Origin of the sequence: Pseudoalteromonas prydzensis (genome assembly GCF_011050055.1) — a bacterium.
Classification (GTDB): Bacteria; Pseudomonadota; Gammaproteobacteria; order Enterobacterales; family Alteromonadaceae; genus Pseudoalteromonas; species Pseudoalteromonas prydzensis_A.
In genome coordinates this window covers 1-15,191 of the sequence record NZ_DRGM01000125.1, presented here as the reverse complement: position 1 = coordinate 15,191, position 15,191 = coordinate 1, and the positions used below count along the sequence as shown (strand labels likewise).

The window sequence follows — 15,191 nt, the reverse complement described above, 5'->3', positions numbered from 1 at the left end:
AGCTAAGAATCAAAGGTGAACGAAAATGATACTTCGAAATACAACAAAAACTAAAATAATTAAAACATCAGTCAACTTTGGAAAAGGAATGTCTTTTCACCTCGATAAATCAGGGCAACCTATTAAGACTGAAAAAGGCATCAGAACTCACTCATATAGGCACGATAAAATAGAACCTAATTTTCCAGTGCTATATCACCCGACTCGCTTCACCGAATGCCAAGAAATGAACTTATTTTTAATGCACCGCTTTGAAGGTCATTTCAGTCTCAAAAAGAATCAAATAGACAATGAGGCTTTTAGTGACGCTTATCATGCCAGCCAACCGGGAAAGCCATTAGATGTTAAGTCTGTTCGCAGTATAGCTAAGCACTTAAAAGCTTTCTTAGATTGGTTGGATAAAGATGATGCATCCTATTTTGAAGTAATAGCTGCACCACTTTCAAAACAATCTGTAGATGATGATATTTCTAGGTTACCTGTGTGGAGATATCACAAACATTTATGTGAAAGAGTCGAAACCAAAGATAAGTCTAAACGCATAAGCTTTAACAGCGCTCAAGAACGAATTAGAGCTGTTAAAGCATTCTATATATGGAGCCATAAGCGCGGAGCTATAGATAGCCTCCCCTTCTCACTTGAATACAAACAGGTACGTATTAAATCGAAAGCTAAATCAGGTGTCAGTTCGTTGTTTCAATTACCTACCAGCAACAATCGTTCTGGGGGCTTATGGAAATGGGTCAGTAATTTGAGCATTCCAAATACATTGAAACAAAAAGAAGACTCACCAGACAAAGGTCTACAACCATATTCTCCAAAAGAACTTAAACAGTTACTGGAGACGAATACAGCTCAAAAAGAGACTTATAAACTTTATTTGCAGTGTGCCTTGTTAGGTGGACTTCGATCTTTTGAAATTTCGGCCATCGACCAGAAAGACCTCTTTAACCCTGATGAAAAAGAAAACGAGAAACGTATTCCAAAATTGAACATTGTACGAAAAGGACATAAGCCAGTGAGATTAACAATAGCGCGAGTTCTAATGAAGCTTTTGTACAATCACACTTTGACAATTCAAAATATGAAGCGACGTACCAAACATGAGACTAATCATGGTATGGACAATAGCGAACATCCGCTTCCTTTGTTTATGAATAGTTCAGGATCGCGGATAAGCGAAGATACACCGGGGAATACTATTTCCATAGTTAGAAAAGAACAAAGGAAGCAGGGATTAGAAATACTATTACGCACATTCCATGACTTACGCGCTACCTTTGCTACTTATGTCGCTAAATACCTAATTGACAAAGGTGAATCAGAAAGTTCCATCCGACAAACACTAATGACTTTGATGAGTCACGAAAGCTTTAAAACAACCAAACGTTACATCGACTTTGCCAAAAGTGTATCAGTGGATGCATACGGAGCGATGTCAGAGTGGGTAAAAGATATCTACGGTGATGTTAACGAATTGCTTATGCGTGAGGCTGAAGATGCTACAGCAAGTTAAAACGCGGAAGTCCAATCGTATTCCTGCTAGATTTAAACCTCATTCAATTGTTCTAGCCGAACAGTTAGACGTTTTATTTAACAGGGCATATGACAAAGAAAGCAATATTAGCACAGGTGACGACACTGCTATTTCAATGAGTCGCTTGCGGAATGCTTGTGTCAGTTTACAGCACATTCTTCCTCTAGCCCTTAATAAGGTTAGTGCAGATACTGCGACATCAATTCAAACTTCGGGATTAAATGCTCTATCAGACTTTGAAATTTGGCAAGAACTGGAATACTTTTGCATTAATGAAATAAATGATGTCAAGCTACCTAGTTATGCTACTCGTATAGAAGAAGCTTTAGAAAACATAGCTAAGTTTCATTTTTATGATAACGCTATCAACGCTCCTTTTAGGCTAGTAAATGGGGCTACTTCAATCGACATAACTAAATTATTCGAACTTGAATTCCATCAAGTAAAAGAGACTCGTAAATTACTAAAAAAATATCTGGACTATCTCGTCCTTCCAGAATTAAGCCTCAAAGATTCTTCTATTAGAGACAACATCCTCAAAACTGCGACTGCTATTATAAATATTTGTCTACATGATACTTTTAAGAATACTGAACGCGTCAAACTGCCATTATTGGCAACATTAAAGGATAGGGAATTCGTTTCATCATTTATATGCAATCACAACTTCCGTACTTTTTTAAAATTTATACTACCCGATGTGTGGGGTAAAGCTAGAGTCAATCAATTTAAAACTGAAGCCGAAGTGATAGGGTATGCACAAAGCATATCATCCAAATTTGGCAATGAAGTTGATGCTTTTTTGAAAAATCAGATAGCAAGCGCTTCGGAAGCTAATACAACAAGAGTTAGATCCTCAACTTTATCATTTCCAAGGTGGTTGAATAGTGCTGGTAGCGTAGCATCACCAATAATTAAGCTGCTTAGTGAGCGTGGAATTCAAGGGTTTGCAGAAAATGGCCTTCAGGGATTTAAATACCTTTATAAGCATTACCAAGAAGAAACTCAAAATAACCAGCAGTTTTTACTGCTACTAAACGCTGCATTGGACCTTTACCACTTTGTTACGGGTGAAAAAATCGCAAAGGAAAGTTTATTACCCTACTCATTGGGCTATTACCTTAAAGAAAGTGACACTACCGAATGGCAGAAGCATGAGTGGGTATATGACAATGCCTATAAATTTTATCAAAACCTAGTCGAATACCATAAAGTTTTTACAAAGCGAATTGATGGCGAGAGCATAGGCATCGTCACTCTCAAAGGTTACATAGGTAGTATGGCTAGAGCATTGAAAGAAAATGCATCATCATTAACAGATGAACAAATGAAGCTTATTGCCAATCATGGGGTTCATGCTTTTGTTGAAAATAACTGTGAGATACTAAAGGCTATAAGAGAGGCAATTCAACTAAAATCAAAACAAGGCGATTTGTCGGTTTTTGTTGGTAATCAATATCAGAGCGCTATCGACAAATTACTATCGTTTTATGGTCTAGATACTATTAAAAGCTTTCCGGTCAACACCGAATTAACTGCACAACATCAAGAGCAACTCTCTCAGAATCAAGATAAGCTCTACTCATATAGAGAAGTAGTAGAATTAGCATATTACATAGAAAAAGGGCTTTCTGAGACCTTACTCACAATTAAAGACAAAGTTACACTTTATGCAGCAAAAGTCATATTGAAAACTGGTTGGAATTCAACTCCTACGCTAGAGCTTGATACTGACGACTTATTTTTCTTTAACACGCCATTACATTCAAGTAAAACTCCTGCTCTTCGTTTATTTAAACGCCGAGCTAATTATCAAACACAATGGCATAAATTTGAAATTAAAGCCGAAGATCTAGAAAAAGAAGGCGTCTTATACGGCGACGTTGTCGAACCAGTAATATTTGATATTAAGGCTGCGACTAAACTTACGTCTATTTACCGCCCTTCTATTGAGAACCTATCAAAAAGAATTTTTGTTTTTCCCAAAGTAAATAGTATTGGAGAAGTAAAGATTCAATTATTAACAGCATCACGTTTCAAGACCACTATAGATAGGATATTGACTGAGCTTGGGTGTGATATCGTATTTAATTCGCAAAAGATCAGAAAATCAGGGCTTAACTACATTTACCGAAAAGTTGCCAAAGAATTTAAGTGGTATCAAAAAGCTGGCAAGCACTCTTATGAAACGTTCTTGCGTCATTATTTAATGCAAGATAACAAAGATGTTGCAATGACAATCAACAGAGCGACAAAAACAATGGCAGACTATTTTGTTCGCGATGTTACCGACAAAGTAATCATTTTGCAGACTCCACCAGAAGACGGTAAAAAAGTCCCGAATGGCACATGCATTAACTCAAAAGATAAATCCGCAGTAGTGGCATTCGAATCACAAAACAGGAAATTATTAGACCAGCGAGATACAAACGAGCATGCATGTGCCGACTTTAACGCATGCTTGTGGTGTCCGTTCTATCGCTGTGTTGCTGACGCATTGCATGTTTGGAAACTTTTGTCATACCGGGATTTTGTTGTTGCTGATATGGAAAACTCAGCCGCAACATTTGACTCTATAACAGAGCAACTGGAAAACATAGAGCAGTTGAAAAATAGGGTTAACGAAATATTAGCTGATATTGCCAAGCTTAATGCTCAAGCTGTGACTGATGGAAAAGAACTATTGAGAACAGAGGGTATTCATCCTCATTGGAAAAACACAGGTTTGCTATGACCAAAGAGATAACTAAAACAAAACTACTTGATATCGCTGTTGTAAAAACACATACAGGTCAAATCACTATAAAACCTTTGGTTCAGGTGTTAGAAGATTTTAAAGTTGATGATACTAGCGCTTTTAATTCGATTGCTTTGTGGGAAAACAGAGCATTGAATATTGCTAAACATGGCACTATTCACTTTGGCGATGACACTTGGATAAGCTATGAAGAAACGCAAAGAAATGTGAATTTTAAAGGTGTTGATGAATTAGCATATCAAATTCGAATTTATTCACTAATTAAACTCACACATGGTGATGTTGTAGGCGGTAAACCTCTAAAAATCTCTACACTTCAAAATGATGTAACGTATCTAAATTTATTTGCAGCCTTCTTAAGACAAAGAGGTTATCACTCATTTCATGAGTTGGAGTTCAAATCTGACTTAGTTATTAGGAATCTCATAAAAGACTATTTATATGAAGTCAGGAAAATAGCTATTTACAGACAATCACACTCATTTACTAAACTATTTGACGTGCAGCGCAGCTTTCGTCTTTTTGGCCCTAAGGTGTGTAGTGTTTTTATTGATGTACTTAACCAACTAAACGAGTTACACCATCCGAGACCAGTCACTTATTCGCACCCTGTCATTCCTACTAAAGTAATGAAAAAAATTCTGAAGTTTGCAGAAAAAATAGTTGAAAACTCTAAGGATAAGATAGAACGATGGCTAGAATTAAATGCACGCTTAATAGATAGTTTAAATGAAGGCTCCGTTGAACCACCGCCCAAAATTAGTACAGGTGAGCTAATAGCAAAACATGTAAGAAACTTACCCGATGAAGTGGAATTCATTCAATTATCCGAAGAATTAGAAGATTTAAAATTAGCCACATACATTAATATCTTGGCCTATACAGGCATGAGATATAACGAAGTACTTACATGCAAGGTTGGCTGTGCCAATTACAAAGATGATATTTATTACATTACGGCAATCATGACCAAAACCGACAACAGTAAGGTTGAGATGGAATGGTTTTCAAACGCTGAAGTACATGAGTGTGTTGGTATTTACGAAAAATATGTGTTCGGTATGCAAGAAAGGGCAAAAGCTGTACTTTCTTCATGCAGAGCCAATATAACAAGTAGTCAAGCACACAACTTGAAAGAAGGGTTAGAAAGAAACCGTCTTTTCGGGGTTTCACATAGTAGCTGTAGTGTTAGTTTTAGCGATGCTGGGCGATTCACAAAATTTGAGGTTAAAAACAGTGAAAACATTGAGCTTTTTGACTTAACTCTAGACGATGATGATATAGCAGAGCTTGAACGCCTTGAATCTAACTACAAAGAAGTTAGAGGAGAGAATAGAGGTGTCCCATACGAAGAAGGCGATACGTTTAGATTAACCGCTCACATGTTTCGACATACGTTGGCCTACTTTGTCATTGCCAATAAATTAGGTGAGCTTGATGATATTAGATATCAATTTAAACATTTAACCAGCCTAATGACGTTTGTTTATACTCGAAGAGCATTTTTGGCCTCAACAACTTTAATTAAAACTACTGAAGAGTTTAATGAGATTTTAATTGACCGTGTTGCAGAAGAGTTAATAGATGAAGCCGAGTCACAATCACTTAAAGGTGGTGCTGGTGAGCAAATTAATAAAACATCTAAAGATCTGATAATAGGTATTACTGATAGTCAAAGTAAAGATTCGACTGTGATTAAGCAGATCCATTTCAGTTCAATTGAAGAACTGAAAAAATTTCTCGTCAAAAATATTAAAAACATACGTGGCTTGCCTACGGGGTACTGCACTGCGGGAGAAGCTTGCAAGATAAAAGGAGCAGGAATCCCTAGTGGCTGTGTGTATTGTGGTAGTAAAATCATTACCAAACGCCACAAGGTCAATTGGCAAGTGATAAAAAAAGATGCGACCCAGAAACTAGAGGCATATGCAGCATCAACCACAGAAGAGCAAGAAGATTACGAGCTATTTGCTATTCACTGGAAAAATAATATAGCAGCAGCTGACTATGTATTAGATGAAGGCAAAGCGCATACAAACCAAGGAGAACAAGCATGAGTAGCGCATATGATGATATAAAACGTGCTTTTGAAGAGATGAAATCTGATGGCAGCAAGATAACCAAAAATGCAGTAGCAACGAGAGCTAAAAGAAATATTGCGAATCTATCTAAAGAAGAAGAAAAATGGGTAAAGTTACGAGAAAGTATTGAAAAAGCTCAATTAACTTGGGAAGAAAAAAATAAAGATAATTTAATAAAACAACTCAGAACAAAGGTAGCCGAACTAAAAAGCAAGCTTGCTAAAGAAAAGCAAAAAAATAATATCGGCACTAAGGAAATCGATAATAAAGATACAAAGTTATTAGTGTTGTTGAGTGAAATGTACGCAGAAATAGATAAGCTCAAACTGATTAATGCCGATTTACAAAATCAACTTCAGCATTCAGGGCAACATACAGAAATAAGAGTGGATACGTCTACTGGTGAAATTATTGAATTAGTTTCAACGAAACAATAGATTAGATGTAGTAGCTCATATCTCAACTTACAGTTTTGTTGATTAGGCTTAGACTTCACCTGACAGGCAGCAAGAGCGAACAAGAGACGGTCAGAGTGATCTGGATATGTGAACTTAATTCTACAAAGAGGACGCTTAGCGACCCCGTTCATGCAATAAAATTGAGTTTAGGCAATCCGCATTAATTGTATAATGATATTTCTGCTTCTAAAGAGTATGTTTATGAGAACCATTGGAAAACTGGCAAAAGATTTAGATATCAATGTTGAAACAATCCGTTTCTATGAGCGCCAAGGTCTGATAGAGCAACCTTTAAAACCAGAGTCTGGTTACAGAATGTATGGCGATGCCCTTACCAGTCAACTCAAATTTATTCTGAAAGCTAAAGCATTAGGGTTTACGCTGAAAGAAATTGAATCGCTTATGTCACTAAGTGACAGTTGCGCTGATATTGAGTCGATGGGGTTGCAAAAACTTAATCTCATTCGTAATAAAATTGCTGATTTACAGCGATTAGAGAAAGTAATTCAAGATATGACAGATTCTTGCAAGGCCAATCAAGACCCTCAATCCTGCCCGGTAATAAATTCACTTAAATAGCTATTGACCCCGTACTTATGTACGGAGTTTATACTACCTTAAAAATTGAGGTAGATAGTTATGATCAATAAAATTCTAGATAAAGTAGGTTCTGGTGGCGTTTGGCTAGCCGCCCTTAGCTGCACAGCATGTTTTCCTGCACTCGGCTCATTGGCATCTGCTCTTGGGTTAGGTTTTCTTTCACATTTTGAAGGGATAGCGGTGAACACCTTATTGCCATTATTTGCTTCACTAGCGTTGTTAGTTAATTTCTATAATTGGTATCAACATCGAGATTCATTGAGAGGCGTTTTAAGTGTCATTGGCCCAATTGCAGTATTGCTGACCCTTTATCCTTTATGGCAATACGACTGGAGCACTTACTTATTTTACTTTGGGATCATTTGGATGGTCGTAATGTCTATTTTAGATATTGTTAAGCCCATTAAGGAACCAGTATGCAAGGTATAGAACTAGAATCTAAAATCACTTGCCCTGAATGTGGATTTAGCAAAGTTGAAACCATGCCTACAAACGCTTGCCAATGGTATTACGAATGCGAAAGCTGTAAAGCACTACTTAAACCGTTAAAAGGTGATTGTTGCGTTTATTGCTCTTATGGAACAGTTAAGTGTCCTCCTATTCAAGAAGGCAATGCATGTTGCTCAGGTAAGTAGCCTAGTATTCGGTGGTTCTGTGTCAACCAAGTAATATCTTAAATGCGATTGCGATTAACACTAAACCACCAAATAGTTCAGCTTTAGATTCCAGCCATACGCCACTTCTTTCGCCGATATTCACACCAATCCAGCTAAAGGCAAACGTCGTGACGCCTATTATCAAGCAAGCTACGGCTATATCTACCTCAAGCAATGTGATTGCATAACCTGCCGCCATTGCATCAATACTGGTGGCAATAGCAAGAACAAATAGCACACGATGAGTAACATTAGCAATATCTTCTTCAATTCCTTCAGATTGGGACTCATAAATCATTTTGCCACCGATAAATACTAGCAAAATAAAAGCTATCCAAGGTGCATAATCTTCAATCCAAGATGATAAACCTTTACCGCTGTAATAGCCTAAAAGAGGCATAAAGCCTTGGAAAAAACCAAAATAAGCAGCGGCTTTAATAAAGAGCTTTTCAGCATTTACTACTTTTTTAGAACCTAAGCCTATGGATACTGCAAACGCGTCCATACTGAGTGCTATAGCTAATACAAATACTTCAAACAAACCGATTAAACCTGAATAAAATTGTTATAAGATTACGTGACGTATAATTAGTTACTTGACTGATGTTAAACACCTAAGATTTACTGACAATTTTTCTATTATCAAAGCCTTATTTTTACACCAAATTTCAGCCAGATATTCAGTAACAGTGCCAACACTTGAAGGAAACAGAATATTCCCCGCCACTTTGGCGAAAGGTCCATCAGTTTCGAGTAGAACTCTATCTTGAGGTATCCACGATATTACTTTTTTAGCTCTGGCTGAAGTTAGCATGGCTGGCCCAATAGAGAAGAAACAGCCTAGCTCGACGGCTTCTAGAACTTGCTTCTTAGTACCTAAAAACCAATGAAGAATAGAAGTACCAGCATTGGGATGTAACTTAAGTTGTTCAAGAACTTCACCAGTCGCGTTAAGACTATGGATAGTTAGTATTTTGTCATCAAAGCCTTCACATTTTTTTAGAATATGCGTGAAAACCTCTAATTGATCATCAAAGTAATCAGCGTAACCTTTTGAGCCATCCAGTCCAATTTCTCCAATATATCTAGTTCTATCAACTAGCTTATCGAATAGTGCTAATTCATTTTTTCTTAGATGAGCAAGTTGAGGGTGAAGCCCCAAGGCCGTCTTACAGTGTTTTATGCCACTTGTTAACTGGACAGTACCTTCAAAAGCTGAAGGCACCGTAGTTACTGATAGCACGTAATAATTACTGCTTTTTATGTCGTTCAATACCTCTTGATGATCTGGATATAAATCAACGTGGCAATGAAGATCCATCATGACGATTTATCCGCTTGGAGAAATAATTCAACCTCTGCCAATCCTCGCTTAATAGTTGATTCTAATTTTTCTCGTATATCTTTTTCTTGTGGTATTGGCCCTGAACTTCGAAGCCAAGAACGATAGTTATCGGATTGTTTCAATCTAATAATGGCAGTTTGAACCGCTTGGAGATCATCGCGAGTATCTTTTTCTTTGATAAGATCTCTCAACCGCTTTGTCTTGTATGGCGCATCTTGTGTAAAACCAGCATGAAAAACTGACGCTCTTCGAATAAGGCAAGGTACACAATGCCCACACTGTTTATGTTCTCTGTGCCAATGACTGCATGAAACACTTAGGGGAACTGCTTTTCTAATTGCGTCTTGATCAACACATTCCGCTAACATTTCACCTTTAGTTTTGAATTGATAGGGGTTTACAAATTTGACATGAAACCCAGTGTCTCTAAGCAAAGATTCAAGCCTGCTTAGAAAATTAGGATGAGTAGTTCTAGTGCTATGGCTACCAATCCGTCTTCTGGTAAGCGGCGGATTTATAGAAATATAGCCATTCTCTGGGACGACAATAGTTTCAATACTGCTATCGCAATTAGCATTTCTTAAGGCTGATATACCAAGTACCGCCATAGCTAGGAAGTTAAAGCTTCTTCCCCTCATACTAATGTCAGTTTTACCTTCTAAGTGCTTAATAATATGGGGAGACATTGAATAGGACAATTCGCCGAATGGCGGGGATAATAATTGCTTAATGTCTTCTTGCTTAGCGCCATCACCACGATAAGCGTGACTAACCAAGAGAGGCTTTAAATCTGATTCTCCGTTCAAAATATCAATTGCACCAACTGCGCTATCAAGACCACCAGAAAAAAGGCAAACAGAGTTGAGTCCAATTAATGATTTTGCTTTTGCTTTCGCTTGCTCACTTGTTTTAGGAGTCGGCATCGGCATAGTTGTTTTTTCAAAAGTAAACAGCCATTGATCGCCTGTAAGAAAGTTGAGCAAAGAACTCAGTTCAGGTTCTACAAAATTCCACATATCCTCATCAGTTACAGGAACATGCAAATGCATTTTTCTAGCCCATGCATTTTCTGCATTATCCCTTAATTCAAATGTATCAGCAGCGGTAACGGCGGTAGCAATTGTTATCAGATCTATTGAATCAGCATCTACATTCAATCCTAAATCACGAACTGTTTGTAGTAGTTGTTTTGACACCAAGCTGTGCTTAGTGATGTCATTTTGATGCGTATGAAACATTTGGACAGGATGACAATCATCAGAAAAGTCAGGCAAGTTAGCAGGGTCATGGTTAAAGTAAAAATTAGTCATTAAAGCTCTCCCATTCATCAACCGTCATAGCAATAGCATCGGCTTGAATTTTAGTAATATTTTCTTTGCTAATAGTACTGGGGTTGCCATTAGTTACTTTGTCTAACTGCTCTTGTGTAATCACTTTTATTAGTTCCCTTAATTCAACTTCCATTTGATGATGCTTGCTTGCTGGCTCAACATGAAACCAAGCTCTGCCCATGCCTTCAACCACATCCTGAAAAATAAGGTCTGTTAAATAACAGCCTATGGCTTCTTGGATAACTTCGTCAGTAAAACTGTTTGGGTCAAATTCTTCTGTATCGGGGAGTGCTTCTTCTAGTGCGTAATCCAACGCAACTCTTACAGCATCCGAATCGGCATTATCAGGCGCTAAATGGCTAGCAATTTTGTCGATTGCTTGATCAGTCGATAGCCCAGTTAGATCACCTAATGATAAGCTTTGATTATTAACCGTTACGGTGTCGCCACGCATGACACCAAGCAATCCAGAACCAGCAGTTATGCCGCTTGATAGTCTCCTGCTTGTGCTTTTACCTCCGCCAGAGCCTTTTCTAGAGTAACTTTTTAATGAACGCCTTAGATCTGAGGTTGAGCCACCTGTTTGCGCATATTTACCAAATGCTCTTCTGGCACTGGCAAACCTATTTGGAGGCGGTGTTGCTGTAGGTGAACCACCGATTTCTTGTTGAACCTTGTCATTGTCAATATCATTGCTATTGTCATTCTGATCATCAGCTTGATTATTATCAGAGCCAGCTTGCTCATCCCCATCAGTACCTGATGCAGGTTCTATTGTGACAGGATCTCCTTGCTCTGCCCAAGATGGAATAAGTGGACTCTTATTATTTGGTCCTGTTGACGATGCGGACGTACCCATATTACTTAGTTCCCTCTAGTTCTTTTAAAATTGGATTAAGCCATCTTTGGCGGGGCAAGCTTTTTAAAAATGTAAGAAGACTTAAGCTACATTTATCATCCTGCTTGGCAAGTAACACAGCCCCATAAATGCCTGTTGGTCTTTCGGTCCAATCACCAATCAACTTAAAGTTTTCAATCAAACCATCCATGACTGACATGTATTCTTCCTTCGGAGTTGTGGTAATCGCAGTAGAGTTAACGCCACTGACCCTTACCTTTTGCTTCATTAATTCTTCTACGAGTTTTTGAGCGGCTCCAGACATTACCGAATTAACAGCCCCCATTGGAATGCTTTCTCTGCTCAGATATGCCGCTGGTGTCAAATCCATTTCAGTGAACATGGGAGGTAATTTCGACCATTTATCAATAAAAGCTAGGTCGAGTTTCCACTCTTCAGGTAAATTAATTTCGTCAAATTCGACTTCTGAATTTTCAAGATCCGCTAATACTTTTGGATATCCGTTTTCCTTATCAATTAATTCATAAAGCTTGTTGGTAGCCTGAGTGCCTAAGCACCTCTCAAAAATTACCAGCTTAGTGATAGTTTTTTCATCAAGCTGCATTCCTCTGCGATGAGCGGTTTTCTTTCTCATCTTAACCTGATTGAGTAATCGCTTAACTATGCGAGGGTTGCCGTTAATGTTTGTGGATTCAGCTAATAGTGGAGCTAACTGTTCAGCAACCACAAATTTACTTCTGAGTTCGGAATGCTTTTCAATCTCGTGATCTTGAAGTAGCTCGTCAACGGTAATTTGTGGTTGTTTCCACGACAGCCTTAATGACTCTTCAAGGGCACATCTTATCGTTTCTAATTGCGCATCGGTAACGCCGTGATCTTGAGCAGTAAGCATCATTAAATATGCCCTTATCTCCAGAACGCCGGGTCTTGGTACATGCACAGGAATTTGAATAAGCTTGTCTAAATAATCAGTTTGATGTCGTTGAGATGCACCTTTGTGATACTCAGGCACTGCCAAGCGGATCATGTCCTCATCGGCGGCAATAACAAATGCAGTATTGGGTAAAAATAGAAATAACCTGATCGCCTCAAGGGTCGAAATAGCATTAAATGGAGAGCAGCGATCTAAATTATCGACATAGACAATAAGTGGCTTATCAAACTCCTTTAACAGATCAGAATATGCTTTTCGGAATTCTTTAATTTCTTTAGGTGGTGAAAATGATTTATTATCTTTGATCAAACCTTTGTTTTTCTTCGCGACATCCTTAGCGCCATCGACAGCACCTTTTACATCATCAACATCCAGTTCACCATCGTCACCACCACTGAATAGTCCCATGATCTTCTGTATACCACCCATAGTTGGTATACCAGCTAATGCTGCACCACCATCCATTAGCAATCCCATCAGTCTGATCTTATCTATTCGTCCAGCAAACTCTTTTGCTTTTGCACTGAGATTTTTATCGTCTGCTGCTTTTTTAACTAAAGTAGATGCAATTGTTTCTAGTAACGCCGCTTTAGCGTCATCATACCCTTGGAAAGTCCATGCATCGAAATGTACTTGGATATATTCTTGTTCATCACTTTCCAGAGAAGCCTTAGTAAGTTCAAGAATCGTCGATTTTCCAGCGCCCCAATCACCAAAAACGCCTATACTAATAGGCATTAACTCCTTTTCTGTTATAAGATCTTTTATTGACTCAGCCGTTTCATTAAAATTTAAGAAATCAATTTTTGATTCTTTATCAGACCACATAACGTCTCCTTTTATTTATTATTTCTTTTGTTCCATTCTTTCAATAATTCGGTGAACCGTGGGGCGGCTAACAGAATATTTCTTCGCTAATGCAGAGATCGATTCACCATTTAATTTATCTTTATATAATTCTTTCGCTTGTTTGTCTGATAAAGCAGGCAATCTGCCCATGTGTTTGCCTTTAGCTTTAGCCTCTTCACGACCTTCTGTGGTTCTGGCTTTTATAAGATCCCGCTCAAGTTGAGCGAATATGTGGCTACGCATAATGTTTGAGATTATTTCTCATCAAGCCAGATTGGGTGAGTACTAGGAAATCTTCGTCAGATTTGAGCCTGAAGCAGTCGTAAACGATGGTACAAAATTACTTCAGCTAAAATTCACTTTGATACGAAACCGGACATTAGGCTTAGCGTATCTCATGACAAGTGTTCCAACAATATAGTCGTTGCTCTTACTTTTAAATTTAAATCTTGTTTTAGATCCTCTGTACAATTAGTAACACACCAACGCGACTTTAATGTGGAATTAGGATCATCGGTTAATTTATTCTATCTAGATAGCTCTTCTATTTTTTATCTTTGATAAACATCGGTATAAAACGGGCAGTCCAAATAATGTTAGCAGTGTTTGCTGTCACTACCCCCCAACAATTATTTTCTTGGAATAGCTATTTGAGTTACTTCCCAATCTTTTCAAATTAAATAACTTTTTATTTGACTCTATAGCCACTATAGATTTTATACTTATTTTAATATTGTTTCGGAATGTTAAATATGTCAGAAAAATGTAGTGGTCAGTGTCAATCATCTCCTACCAACGAAGACGTAAAAATTGATACACAATTAGATAACTATAGTGGCGCGTTTGTCAGTACATATAAAGTGCCTCAAATGGACTGTCCTTCAGAAGAGAGATTGATCAGATTAGCACTTGACTCAATTCAGCCTTCAGTTGGATTGCAGTTTGATATTCCTAATCGCTTAGTCAAAGTTTTTCATGATGAAAATTTAGATGAGATAACAAAAAAGTTACAACAACTTAAACTCGGTGCAGAGTTAGAGTCAACTAAACAAAGTTGCAGTACAGAAGCTGCAAAAGCAAAAGACTTAGCCCAAAAAAATGAGATGAAAGAAGCATCAACCCTAAAATGGTTGTTAGCCATTAATGGAGTCATGTTTTTTATAGAAGTAATTGCTGGGATTATTGCACAGTCTGCTGGCCTAATTGCAGACTCATTAGATATGTTTGCTGATGCTGCTGTGTATGGTTTAGCTATTTATGCCGTAGGTAAAAGTATTAGCATGAAACTTAGAGCAGCACATATATCTGGTGTGCTTCAAGTTATTCTAGCGCTAGGTGCTTTGAGCGAAGTCGTAAGACGCTTTGTTTACGGTAGTGAACCGATCTCTTCTTTAATGATGATATTTGGTGGAATAGCACTAATCGCTAACGTTGCTTGTCTGTTTTTGATATTTGGCAACAAAGAAGACGGCGCTCATATGAAAGCGAGTTGGATTTTTTCCGCAAATGACGTTATCGCAAACGTTGGTGTAATTTTAGCTGGCTTATTAGTTACAGCAACAAGCAGTCGTTATCCAGATTTAGTGATTGGTTTGATAATTGCTCTTGTCGTTTTAAACGGTGCTCGCCGCATCTTACAGCTAAAGTATTAAGCAGAGAAATGAAAATAATGCACTCATCGTATATCAAATCAAATATATCATACGTGATAATGATTTTAATCGCGGTGCAGTCTGTGTTTTTTTCGCTAGAAGAGCTTGAAATAAACTTAAGTGAAAGTTCT

At 37.8% G+C, this 15,191-nt stretch carries 14 protein-coding genes; 8 read left to right on the top strand and 6 right to left on the bottom strand.

Annotation, left to right across the window (positions count from 1 at the left end; translation table 11 throughout):
- Positions 1–25 precede the first annotated feature (25 nt).
- The 7 genes from ENH88_RS11635 to ENH88_RS11605 all read left to right on the top strand — a co-directional run bounded on the left by ENH88_RS11635 (position 26) and on the right by ENH88_RS11605 (position 8,069).
- Positions 26–1,516 carry a site-specific integrase gene (locus ENH88_RS11635; RefSeq protein WP_008113382.1) on the top strand — a complete coding sequence of 497 codons (1,491 nt, stop codon included), beginning with the start codon at positions 26–28 and terminating at the stop codon, positions 1,514–1,516.
- The gene (locus tag ENH88_RS11630) at positions 1,500–4,271 is read left to right on the top strand and encodes a hypothetical protein (protein WP_013465872.1); all 2,772 of its coding nucleotides are present in this window, start codon (positions 1,500–1,502) and stop codon (positions 4,269–4,271) included. The genes ENH88_RS11635 and ENH88_RS11630 overlap by 17 nt, the downstream gene beginning before the upstream one ends.
- On the top strand, positions 4,268–6,352 hold the full coding sequence (locus ENH88_RS11625; protein WP_008113384.1) for a hypothetical protein: 2,085 nt from the start codon (positions 4,268–4,270) through the stop codon (positions 6,350–6,352). Before ENH88_RS11630 ends, ENH88_RS11625 begins: the two co-directional genes overlap by 4 nt.
- Positions 6,349–6,813, top strand: coding sequence for a hypothetical protein (locus ENH88_RS11620; protein ID WP_008113385.1), 465 nt, complete (start codon positions 6,349–6,351; stop codon positions 6,811–6,813). Before ENH88_RS11625 ends, ENH88_RS11620 begins: the two co-directional genes overlap by 4 nt.
- A gap of 222 nt (positions 6,814–7,035) precedes the next feature.
- Positions 7,036–7,413 (top strand): MerR family transcriptional regulator, encoded by a 378-nt coding sequence (locus ENH88_RS11615; RefSeq protein ID WP_008464133.1) that lies wholly within the window; start codon positions 7,036–7,038, stop codon positions 7,411–7,413.
- A 60-nt stretch (positions 7,414–7,473) separates the two neighbouring features.
- On the top strand, positions 7,474–7,863 hold the full coding sequence (gene merC / locus ENH88_RS11610) for an organomercurial transporter MerC (protein WP_008109712.1): 390 nt from the start codon (positions 7,474–7,476) through the stop codon (positions 7,861–7,863).
- Positions 7,851–8,069 carry a GDCCVxC domain-containing (seleno)protein gene (locus tag ENH88_RS11605; protein WP_008109710.1) on the top strand — a complete coding sequence of 73 codons (219 nt, stop codon included), beginning with the start codon at positions 7,851–7,853 and terminating at the stop codon, positions 8,067–8,069. The genes merC and ENH88_RS11605 overlap by 13 nt, the downstream gene beginning before the upstream one ends.
- A 22-nt stretch (positions 8,070–8,091) precedes the next feature.
- Here ENH88_RS11605 and ENH88_RS11600 read toward each other — a convergent pair whose 3' ends face one another.
- Genes ENH88_RS11600 through ENH88_RS11575 form a run of 6 tightly spaced genes read right to left on the bottom strand, consistent with a single transcriptional unit; the run spans position 8,092 to position 13,651 of the window.
- Positions 8,092–8,631, bottom strand: a complete 540-nt coding sequence (locus ENH88_RS11600; protein ID WP_008109708.1) for a manganese efflux pump MntP family protein — start codon at positions 8,629–8,631, stop codon at positions 8,092–8,094.
- A 51-nt stretch (positions 8,632–8,682) separates the two neighbouring features.
- Positions 8,683–9,414: a Qat anti-phage system TatD family nuclease QatD gene (gene qatD / locus ENH88_RS11595; protein WP_008109706.1), complete on the bottom strand. Its 732-nt coding sequence runs from the start codon at positions 9,412–9,414 to the stop codon at positions 8,683–8,685.
- The gene (qatC, locus tag ENH88_RS11590; protein WP_008109704.1) at positions 9,411–10,745 is read right to left on the bottom strand and encodes a Qat anti-phage system QueC-like protein QatC; all 1,335 of its coding nucleotides are present in this window, start codon (positions 10,743–10,745) and stop codon (positions 9,411–9,413) included. Before qatC ends, qatD begins: the two co-directional genes overlap by 4 nt.
- Positions 10,738–11,625, bottom strand: a complete 888-nt coding sequence (locus ENH88_RS11585; RefSeq protein ID WP_008109702.1) for a hypothetical protein — start codon at positions 11,623–11,625, stop codon at positions 10,738–10,740. Before ENH88_RS11585 ends, qatC begins: the two co-directional genes overlap by 8 nt.
- A 1-nt stretch (position 11,626) precedes the next feature.
- A complete protein-coding gene (locus tag ENH88_RS11580) occupies positions 11,627–13,387 on the bottom strand; it encodes a KAP family P-loop NTPase fold protein (RefSeq protein ID WP_024596196.1) in 1,761 nt (586 codons plus the stop codon).
- An 18-nt stretch (positions 13,388–13,405) separates the two neighbouring features.
- On the bottom strand, positions 13,406–13,651 hold the full coding sequence (locus tag ENH88_RS11575; protein ID WP_016899212.1) for a helix-turn-helix domain-containing protein: 246 nt from the start codon (positions 13,649–13,651) through the stop codon (positions 13,406–13,408).
- A 509-nt stretch (positions 13,652–14,160) separates the two neighbouring features.
- Between ENH88_RS11575 and ENH88_RS11570 the strand changes: the two genes are divergently transcribed.
- Positions 14,161–15,060 carry a cation transporter gene (locus tag ENH88_RS11570; protein WP_013465880.1) on the top strand — a complete coding sequence of 300 codons (900 nt, stop codon included), beginning with the start codon at positions 14,161–14,163 and terminating at the stop codon, positions 15,058–15,060.
- Positions 15,061–15,191 lie beyond the last annotated feature (131 nt).

Bases quoted from the DNA above. Each gene is read 5' to 3' on its own strand.
- ENH88_RS11630 (WP_013465872.1), top strand. From the start codon at position 1,500: ATGCTACAGCAAGTTAAAACGCGGAAGTCCAATCGTATTCCTGCTAGA.
- ENH88_RS11605 (WP_008109710.1), top strand. From the start codon at position 7,851: ATGCAAGGTATAGAACTAGAATCTAAAATCACTTGCCCTGAATGTGGA.
- ENH88_RS11625 (WP_008113384.1), top strand. From the start codon at position 4,268: ATGACCAAAGAGATAACTAAAACAAAACTACTTGATATCGCTGTTGTA.
- ENH88_RS11570 (WP_013465880.1), top strand. From the start codon at position 14,161: ATGTCAGAAAAATGTAGTGGTCAGTGTCAATCATCTCCTACCAACGAA.
- qatC (WP_008109704.1), bottom strand. From the start codon at position 10,745: ATGACTAATTTTTACTTTAACCATGACCCTGCTAACTTGCCTGACTTT.
- ENH88_RS11615 (WP_008464133.1), top strand. From the start codon at position 7,036: ATGAGAACCATTGGAAAACTGGCAAAAGATTTAGATATCAATGTTGAA.
- ENH88_RS11585 (WP_008109702.1), bottom strand. From the start codon at position 11,625: ATGGGTACGTCCGCATCGTCAACAGGACCAAATAATAAGAGTCCACTT.
- qatD (WP_008109706.1), bottom strand. From the start codon at position 9,414: ATGATGGATCTTCATTGCCACGTTGATTTATATCCAGATCATCAAGAG.
- ENH88_RS11575 (WP_016899212.1), bottom strand. From the start codon at position 13,651: ATGCGTAGCCACATATTCGCTCAACTTGAGCGGGATCTTATAAAAGCC.
- ENH88_RS11620 (WP_008113385.1), top strand. From the start codon at position 6,349: ATGAGTAGCGCATATGATGATATAAAACGTGCTTTTGAAGAGATGAAA.
- ENH88_RS11635 (WP_008113382.1), top strand. From the start codon at position 26: ATGATACTTCGAAATACAACAAAAACTAAAATAATTAAAACATCAGTC.
- ENH88_RS11580 (WP_024596196.1), bottom strand. From the start codon at position 13,387: ATGTGGTCTGATAAAGAATCAAAAATTGATTTCTTAAATTTTAATGAA.
- merC (WP_008109712.1), top strand. From the start codon at position 7,474: ATGATCAATAAAATTCTAGATAAAGTAGGTTCTGGTGGCGTTTGGCTA.